This is a genomic window from Rathayibacter sp. AY1C2, from assembly GCF_002931195.1.
In the GTDB taxonomy this organism is placed as follows: Bacteria; Actinomycetota; Actinomycetes; order Actinomycetales; family Microbacteriaceae; genus Rathayibacter.
Genome location: NZ_PSWG01000028.1, coordinates 22,757 through 30,998, shown reverse-complemented (window position 1 = coordinate 30,998; position 8,242 = coordinate 22,757). Strand labels below are relative to the sequence as shown.

Below are 8,242 nucleotides of genomic sequence, written 5' to 3'. Positions count from 1 at the left end.
GGCGATCCGGTCGTCGATGGAGCGCTGGACGAGCCGGCGCAGGGGCCGGGCGCCGTACTGCGGCTCGTAGCCGTTCTCGGCGAGCCAGTCGACGGCCGCCTCCGTCACCTCGAGCGTCACCTCGCGGGGAGCGAGGCGGGAGCGCGTGGTGTCGAGGACGATGCCGACGATCTCCCGCAGCTGCTCGCGGCCGAGGCGGCGGAACAGGACGATCTCGTCGATCCGGTTGAGGAACTCGGGGCGCATCGCCTCGCGGAGACGGCCCATGACGCGATCGCGCAGGTCCTTCTCCGAGGCGAAGCCCTCGGCCGACGCGTCGCTCTGAGCGACGAAGCCGAGCGCACCCGACCGCGAGGCCAGGAACTCCGAGCCGAGGTTCGAGGTCATGATGATCACCGTGTTGCGGAAGTCGACCGTCCGCCCCTGGCCGTCGGTCAGACGCCCGTCGTCGAGCACCTGCAGCAGCAGGTTGAACACGTCGGGGTGCGCCTTCTCGATCTCGTCGAAGAGGACCACCGAGTACGGGTTCCGGCGCACGCGCTCGGTCAGCTGACCGGCCTCGTCGTAGCCGACGTACCCGGGAGGGGCGCCGACCAGCCGCGAGACCGTGTGACGCTCGCCGAACTCGCTCATGTCGAAGCGGATGACCGACTGCTCATCGGCGAAGAGGGAGCCCGCGAGGGTGCGCGCCAGCTCCGTCTTGCCGACACCGGTCGGGCCGAGGAAGAGGAACGAGCCGACCGGGCGCGAGGAGTCGCCGAGGCCTGTGCGGCTGCGGCGGACGGCCCGGGCGACCGCGGTGACCGCGTCGTCCTGGCCGATGACCCGCTGGTGCAGCTCGGTCTCGAGGTGCGCGAGGCGCTCGCGCTCCCCCTCTGTGAGCCGCGACACCGGGATGCCGGTGGCGCGGGCAATGACGGCCGCGATCTCGGTCTCGCCGACGACCGCCTCCGCGGGGGCGCTGCCGGTGGCCGCGTCGAGCTCCGCCTGCACGGCGCTGATCTCGTCGCGGACGCGGGACGCCTCCTCGTAGTGCTCGGCCGAGACGGCCGCGTTCTTGTCGGCCTCCAGGGTCGCCAGACGCTCGAGCAGAGCTCCGGTGTCGACGCCGGCTCCGAGGCGGAGGCGGAGGCGCGCGCCGGCCTGGTCGATCAGGTCGATCGCCTTGTCGGGCAGCACGCGGTCGGTGAGGTACCGGGCCGAGAGCTCGACGGAGGCGCGCAGGGCCTCGTCCGTGAAGCGCACGCGGTGGTGCTCCTCGTAGGCGGGGCGCAGGCCGTGCAGGATGGCGACCGCGTCCTCGATGCCGGGCTCGCCGACGCGGACCGGCTGGAAGCGCCGCTCCAGTGCCGGGTCCTTCTCGATGGTGCGGTACTCCTTGAGCGTGGTGGCGCCGACGAGGTGCAGGTCGCCTCGGGCCAGACGCGGCTTGAGGATGTTGCCCGCGTCCATGCCGCCCTCGCCGCCGCCGCCCGCACCGACGACGGTGTGGACCTCGTCGATGAAGACGATCAGCTCGCCGGAGTGCGCCGCGATCTCGTCCATGGTGCCGGTGAGGCGCTCCTCGAAGTCGCCGCGGTAGCGGGTGCCGGCCAGCATGCCGGGGAGGTCGAGCGAGATCACGCGCTTGCCGCGCAGCTGCTCGGGGACCTCCTTCGCCACGATCGCGCGGGCCAGGCCCTCGACGATGGCGGTCTTGCCGACGCCGGCCTCGCCGACGAGCACCGGGTTGTTCTTGGTGCGGCGGCTGAGGATCTCGACGGTCTGCTCGATCTCGTCGGCGCGCCCGATGACCGGGTCGAGCCGGCCCTCGCGGGCGAGAGCGGTGAGGTCGGTGCCGAACTTGTCGAGCAGCGGAGTGTCGGAGGCGGGCTGTCCCGCCTCCTGCTGCTGCGGGGCCTCGGTCTCGCGCATGCCCTGGGTGAGGGCCTCGGCGGTGACGCCGGCGCGGGCGAGGACCTGCCCGGCGGGGGCGTCCTGGCCGAGCACGAGCGCGAAGAAGAGGTGCTCGGGCTCGATGTAGGTCGAGCCGCTGGAGCGGGCGACCTGGTAGGCGTGGAACAGCGCGCGCTGCGCGCTGGGGGTGATGGTGGCTGCGTTCTGCGAGGCGTGGGCCTCGTCGGCCTGCGGGAGGCGCGCCTCCGCGGCGGTGGCGATGGTGGCGGGGTCGACGCCGATGCGGCGCACGGCCTGCGAGACGGTCTCGTCGTCGATGAGCACGCGGAGCACGTGCAGGGCGTCGAGCTCGGTCTGGCCGCGCTCGAGGGCGAAGCGTCCTGCGGACTGCAGGATGTCGCGGGTACGGGCGGTGAGGAATCGGCTGAGGTCGATCGACCGCGCCGCGCGGGCGCGCTCACCGTCGAGGTAGCGGGCGAGGAAGTCGTCGAACGAGCTCGCTCCGGCCTCGCTGTAGTTGTCGGGCACCTGTCCTCCTGAGGAAGTTGAGTCGGTTACGCTCAAGTTCAACGCAGGGGTGCCGTTCCTATTCCCGCCCCTCCCCCGCGAGATGCCGCTTCGGTCCGCGGCACACCGCGGCGGGCGTTCCGACCGGCGTCTCGCGGGGACGGGAAGAGGCACGGACTCCGGGGAGTCCGTGCCTCTCTGCGCCGACGCGCATTTCCTCCGGGGTGGGAGCTCTAGGGGACGAGGTAGCCCGCCGCGCGGAACAGCTCGTACCACTCCGGCCGCGTGAGCGGCAGATCGGAGCCGAGGGCCGCATCGCGCACGCGCTGCTCGTTGGTCGTGCCGAGCACGACCTGCATGCCCGCCGGGTGGCGGGTGATCCAGGCGGTGGCCACGGCGATCGCCGGGACCTCGTAGGTCGCTGCGAGCCGGTCGATGACGGCGTTCAGCTCGGGGTAGGCCGGGTTGTCGAGGAAGACGCCGGTGAAGAACCCCGCCTGGAAGGGCGACCAGGCCTGGACGGTGATGTCGTTCAGGCGGCAGTAGTCGAGGATGCCGGCGTCGCGCATGACGGACTGGTCCTCGCCGACCATGTTGGAGGCGACACCCTGCGCGATCAGCGGCGCATGGGTGATCGAGAGCTGCAGCTGATTCGCCACGATCGGCTGGTTCAGCGACTTCTTCAGCAGCTCGATCTGGTACGGCGTCTGGTTCGAGACGCCGAACTGCTTCACCTTGCCGGACGCGTGCAGCTCGTCGAACGCGCGGGCCACCTCATCGGGCTCGACGAGCGCGTCGGGCCGATGCAGGAGCAGCACGTCGACGTAGTCGGTGCGCAGCGCCTTCAGCGAGCCCTCGACCGAGGCCATCAGGTGCTCGTAGGAGAAGTCGAAGTACGGGCCGTCGCCGACGATGCCCGCCTTGGTCTGCAGCACGATCTGCTCGCGCTCGGAGGAAGTCAGCGCCATCGCCTCGGCGAAGCGCTCCTCGCACTGGTGCAGCTTCTTGCCGTAGACGTCGGCGTGATCGAAGAAGTCGATGCCCGAGTCGCGGGCGGCGCCGACGAGACCGCGGATGGCCTCGTCGGTCATGTCGGGGATGCGCATGAGGCCGAGGACGACGTTCGGGGAGTCGACACCGGAGGTGCCGAGGGGGACGTGCTTCACAGAGTGCTCCTTCGTTGGATGCCTCGTCCACGGTAGGCGCCCCGCCTGGGCGCCGTCCAACAGGGGGTGCTGGTGCGATTCATCCGGTGGAGTGGTGAATCGGCGGAGTGGTCGGCTGGGCGGCGGTGCGCTCCGTGCTCGACGGCTTCCCCCGGGTGCTGATGCGCCTGGCCCTCTGAGGCGCGCACGACGGCCGCTCCGGCCCCGCTCCGCGAGACACCGACGTGCCGCGCGAGGCGCCGCCGACAGGACGGCGCCTCGGCGACAGGGCGGCGCCTCGCCGGGTGCGGTGACCCGGCGCCCGCCCGCCGCCCGGAGACGAGGAACGGCCCCTCACCCGCGAGGGGAGGGGCCGTTCGCCGTGGAGGCCGGGACGTGGTGTCGACGCCTAGAAGTCCCAGTCCTCGTCCTCGGTGTTCACGGCCTTGCCGATCACGTAGGAGGAGCCGGAGCCCGAGAAGAAGTCGTGGTTCTCGTCCGCGTTGGGCGAGAGGGCCGACAGGATCGCGGGGTTCACATCGGTGACCTGCTTGGGGAACATCGGCTCGTAGCCGAGGTTCATCAGCGCCTTGTTGGCGTTGTAGTGCAGGAACTTCTTGACGTCCTCGGTCAGGCCGAGCTGGTCGTAGAGGTCCTGCGTGTACTGCGCCTCGTTGTCGTAGAGCTCGTAGAGCAGCGAGAACGTGTAGTCCTTGATCTCGTCGCGCTTGGCCTGGTCGACCCGCTCGAGTCCCTTCTGGAACTTGTAGCCGATGTAGTAGCCGTGCACGGCCTCGTCGCGGATGATCAGGCGCACGAGGTCGGCCGTGTTGGTGAGCTTGGCGCGCGAGGACCAGTACATCGGCAGGTAGAAGCCCGAGTAGAAGAGGAACGACTCCAGCAGCGTGGAGGCGACCTTCCGCTTCAGCGGGTCGTCGCCGCGGTAGTAGTCCATCACGATGGACGCCTTCTTCTGCAGGTTCGGGTTCTCCATCGACCAGCGGAAGGCCTCGTCGATGTCCTGGGTGTTCGACAGGGTCGAGAACACCGAGGAGTACGACTTGGCGTGGACCGACTCCATGAACGCGATGTTCGTGTAGACGGCCTCCTCGTGAGGCGTGATCGCGTCCGGGATGAGCGAGACGGCGCCGACGGTGCCCTGCACGGTGTCGAGCAGGGTGAGCCCGGTGAACACGCGCATGGTGAGCTGCTGCTCCTGGTGCGTGAGCGTGTTCCACGACTGGATGTCGTTCGACAGCGGGACCTTCTCGGGCAGCCAGAAGTTGCTCGTGAGGCGGTTCCACACCTCGACGTCCTTGTCGTCCTGGATCCGGTTCCAGTTGATCGCCTGGACGGAGTCGACGAGCTTGAGCTTCTCGGGGGGAGTCATGATTCCTTCTCGCTGCTGCGGATGGGTCGTGCGGAGGGGGGTGGGGCTGCGTGCTCTAGAGCATGCACGAGACGCACTGGTCGAGCTCGGTGCCCTCGAGCGCCAGCTGACGGATGCGGATGTAGTAGATCGTCTTGATGCCCTTGCGCCAGGCGTAGATCTGGGCGCGGTTGACGTCGCGGGTGGTCGCCGTGTCCTTGAAGAAGAGCGTGAGCGAGAGGCCCTGGTCGACGTGCTGCGTGGCCGCGGCGTAGGTGTCGATGATCTTCTCGTAGCCGATCTCGTACGCGTCCTGGTAGTACTCCAGGTTGTCGTTCGTCATGAACGGCGCCGGGTAGTAGACGCGGCCGAGCTTGCCCTCCTTGCGGATCTCGATCTTCGACGCGATCGGGTGGATAGAGGACGTCGAGTTGTTGATGTACGAGATCGAGCCGGTCGGCGGGACGGCCTGCAGGTTCTGGTTGTAGATGCCGTGCTCCATGACCGAGGCCTTGAGCGCACGCCAGTCGTCCTGGGTGGGGACCGCGATGCCCGAGTCGGCGAAGAGGCGGGAGACGCGCTCGGTGGCCGGCGCCCACTCCTTCTCGGTGTAGGTGTCGAAGAACTCGCCCGAGGCGTACTTCGAGTCGGCGAAGCCCTCGAAGGTGGTACCGCGCTCGATGGAGAGGTTGTTGGAGGCGCGCAGGGCGTGGAACAGCACCGAGTAGAAGTAGATGTTGGTGAAGTCGATGCCCTCCTCGGATCCGTAGTGGATCCGCTCGCGGGCGAGGTAGCCGTGCAGGTTCATCTGGCCGAGGCCGATGGCGTGCGACTTGTCGTTGCCGTCCTCGATCGAGCGGACCGAGGTGATGTGCGACTGGTCGGACACCGAGGTGAGGCCGCGGATAGCGGTCTCGATGGTGCGGCCGAAGTCGGGCGAGTCCATCGTCAGCGCGATGTTCAGCGATCCGAGGTTGCAGGAGATGTCCTTGCCGATCTGCGCGTAGGAGAGGTCCTCGTTGTAGGTCGTCGGAGTGTTGACCTGGAGGATCTCGGAGCAGAGGTTGGACATGTTGATGCGGCCCTTGATCGGGTTCGCCTGGTTCACCGTGTCCTCGAACACGATGTAGGGGTAGCCCGACTCGAACTGGATCTCGGCGATGGTCTGGAAGAACTCGCGCGCCGAGATCTTGGTCTTCTTGATGCGCGGGTCGTCGACCATCTCGCGGTACTTCTCCGAGAGGGAGATGTCGCCGAAGGGGATGCCGTAGACGCGCTCGACGTCGTAGGGCGAGAAGAGGTACATGTCCTCGTTGTTCTTCGCGAGCTCGAACGTGATGTCGGGCACGACGACGCCGAGGGAGAGCGTCTTGATGCGGATCTTCTCGTCGGCGTTCTCGCGCTTGGTGTCGAGGAAGCGGAGGATGTCGGGGTGGTGCGCCGAGAGGTACACCGCTCCCGCGCCCTGGCGCGCGCCGAGCTGGTTGGCGTAGCTGAAGCTGTCCTCGAGGAGCTTCATCACGGGGATGATGCCCGAGGACTGGTTCTCGATCTGCTTGATCGGGGCGCCGGCCTCGCGGATGTTCGAGAGCGAGAGGGCGACGCCGCCGCCGCGCTTGGAGAGCTGGAGCGCGGAGTTGATGCCGCGGGCGATCGACTCCATGTTGTCCTCGATGCGCAGCAGGAAGCAGGAGACGAGCTCGCCGCGCTGGGCCTTGCCGGTGTTGAGGAAGGTCGGGGTCGCGGGCTGGAAGCGGCCGGCGACGATCTCCTCGACGAGGGCGGTCGCGAGCGTCTCGTCGCCCTGGGCGAGGCCGAGGGCGGTCATCACGACGCGGTCCTCGAAGCGCTCGAGGTAGCGCTTCCCGTCGAACGTCTTGAGCGTGTACGAGGTGTAGTACTTGAACGCGCCGAGGAAGGTCGCGAAGCGGAACTTCTTCGAGTACGCCAGGTCGTTGAGCTGCTGGATGAACTCGAACGAGTACTGGTCGAGCACGGCCTGCTCGTAGTACTCCTTCTCGACCAGGTAGTCGAGGCGCTCCTTGAGCGTGTGGAAGAACACCGTGTTCTGGTTGACGTGCTGCAGGAAGAACTCGCGAGCGGCCTCGCGGTCCTTGTCGAACTGGATCTCTCCGTTCGGGCCGTAGAGGTTCAGCATCGCGTTGAGCGAGTGGTAGTCCATCTGTGCGGCGTCGCGGGGAGCGTCGATCACTGCTGCGTCCAAAACGTGTCCAATCCTTCGTCGACGGCGCGGACGTCGTCGGGTGTTCCGAATACTTCGAATCGATAGAGGTGCGGCACCTCGCACTTGCGGGCGATGATGTCGCCGGCGAGGCAGTACGCCTCGCCGAAGTTCGTGTTGCCGGCGCCGATGACGCCGCGGATCAGGGAGCGGTTGCACGGATCGTTGAGGAACCGGATGACCTGCTTGGGGACCGCTCCTCCGCCGTTGCCGCCGCCGTAGGTGGGGAGGACGAGCACGTACGGCTCGTGGACGTGGAGCGTGTCGAGGGCGGCTCCGTCGCGGCGGGCGTGGAGCGGGATGCGCTGCGCCGGCCGTCCGAGCTTCTCGATGAACCGGTGCGTGTTCCCCGAGCTGCTGGAGAAGTACACGAGCCCGCTCATCCTCCGGCCCCTCTCCCCGTCAGCTGCTGTTCTCGGTCCCGCCTCCGAGGCGGCTGCGCGGTGAGTCGCAAGGCGGAGGAGGATGCCGCAGCGGCGCTACGGCGCCCGCCGACGACGCCGCGGATCGCCGTCCGTGCGCCTCAGAGGGTCGCGATCTTGTCGGGGCGGAAGCCGGACCAGTGGTCGTCGTCCGTGATGACGACCGGCGCCTGGAGGTAGCCGAGGGCCTTGACGGCCTCGAGGGCCTTCTCGTCCACGGAGAGGTCGAACACCTCGTAGTCGATGCCCTTGCTGTCGAGGGCGCGGTACGTCGCGGTGCACTGGACGCAGGAGGGCTTGGTGTAGACCGTCACAGCCATGGGTGTCGCCTTTCGGAGGGGGTGTCCCGGTGCCGCTCCCCGACCGGCGGCTCGCGATGCGGGCGGGGTCGGAGGGTGGTCCGGGTGAGTTCTGGGTGCCGGTGGGGCTCTCGCTCCGACCTGCTCAGCAATACTACATATAGGGGGCGGGCCGGTGTCAGCCCACTAGACGTAGTAGTTACAGCCGTGTAGTTATCCACCGGTTCCTCCCCGTTCATCCACAGGCCGGAGCCCGTGGAACCGCGGAAGGACGCGGATCCGGACGAACCATCCACAGGTGTGGACAGAAGGATCCCGTTCACTGTGTACAACGCGCCACGGCGTGTCGGCATGCCCGACCG

At 68.1% G+C, this 8,242-nt stretch carries 6 protein-coding genes; all 6 read right to left on the bottom strand.

All coding sequences use genetic code 11. From position 1 onward, the window contains the following. Positions 1 to 2,424: ATP-dependent Clp protease ATP-binding subunit (locus tag C5C55_RS15155; protein ID WP_104234481.1), on the bottom strand; the 2,424-nt coding region annotated here is incomplete at its 3' end. 212 nt (positions 2,425 to 2,636) lie between these two features. Next, positions 2,637 to 3,569 carry an aldo/keto reductase family oxidoreductase gene (locus tag C5C55_RS15150; protein WP_258065277.1) on the bottom strand — a complete coding sequence of 311 codons (933 nt, stop codon included), beginning with the start codon at positions 3,567 to 3,569 and terminating at the stop codon, positions 2,637 to 2,639. 388 nt (positions 3,570 to 3,957) lie between these two features. Continuing rightward, positions 3,958 to 4,938: a class 1b ribonucleoside-diphosphate reductase subunit beta gene (gene nrdF, locus C5C55_RS15145; RefSeq protein WP_104224358.1), complete on the bottom strand. Its 981-nt coding sequence runs from the start codon at positions 4,936 to 4,938 to the stop codon at positions 3,958 to 3,960. Positions 4,939 to 4,993: 55 nt separating this feature from the next. After that, positions 4,994 to 7,099 (bottom strand): class 1b ribonucleoside-diphosphate reductase subunit alpha, encoded by a 2,106-nt coding sequence (nrdE, locus tag C5C55_RS15140; protein WP_104234484.1) that lies wholly within the window; start codon positions 7,097 to 7,099, stop codon positions 4,994 to 4,996. Between the two features lie 26 nt (positions 7,100 to 7,125). Then, positions 7,126 to 7,542, bottom strand: a complete 417-nt coding sequence (gene nrdI, locus C5C55_RS15135) for a class Ib ribonucleoside-diphosphate reductase assembly flavoprotein NrdI (protein ID WP_104224357.1) — start codon at positions 7,540 to 7,542, stop codon at positions 7,126 to 7,128. A 140-nt stretch (positions 7,543 to 7,682) separates the two neighbouring features. Continuing rightward, the gene (gene nrdH, locus C5C55_RS15130) at positions 7,683 to 7,901 is read right to left on the bottom strand and encodes a glutaredoxin-like protein NrdH (protein ID WP_068255139.1); all 219 of its coding nucleotides are present in this window, start codon (positions 7,899 to 7,901) and stop codon (positions 7,683 to 7,685) included. Between the last annotated feature and the right edge of the window lie 341 nt (positions 7,902 to 8,242).

What these genes read in the sequence shown, in the direction of transcription:
- nrdI (WP_104224357.1), bottom strand. Translation starts at nt 7,542, where the DNA reads ATGAGCGGGCTCGTGTACTTCTCCAGCAGCTCGGGGAACACGCACCGG.
- nrdF (WP_104224358.1), bottom strand. Translation starts at nt 4,938, where the DNA reads ATGACTCCCCCCGAGAAGCTCAAGCTCGTCGACTCCGTCCAGGCGATC.
- nrdE (WP_104234484.1), bottom strand. Translation starts at nt 7,099, where the DNA reads ATGGACTACCACTCGCTCAACGCGATGCTGAACCTCTACGGCCCGAAC.
- nrdH (WP_068255139.1), bottom strand. Translation starts at nt 7,901, where the DNA reads ATGGCTGTGACGGTCTACACCAAGCCCTCCTGCGTCCAGTGCACCGCG.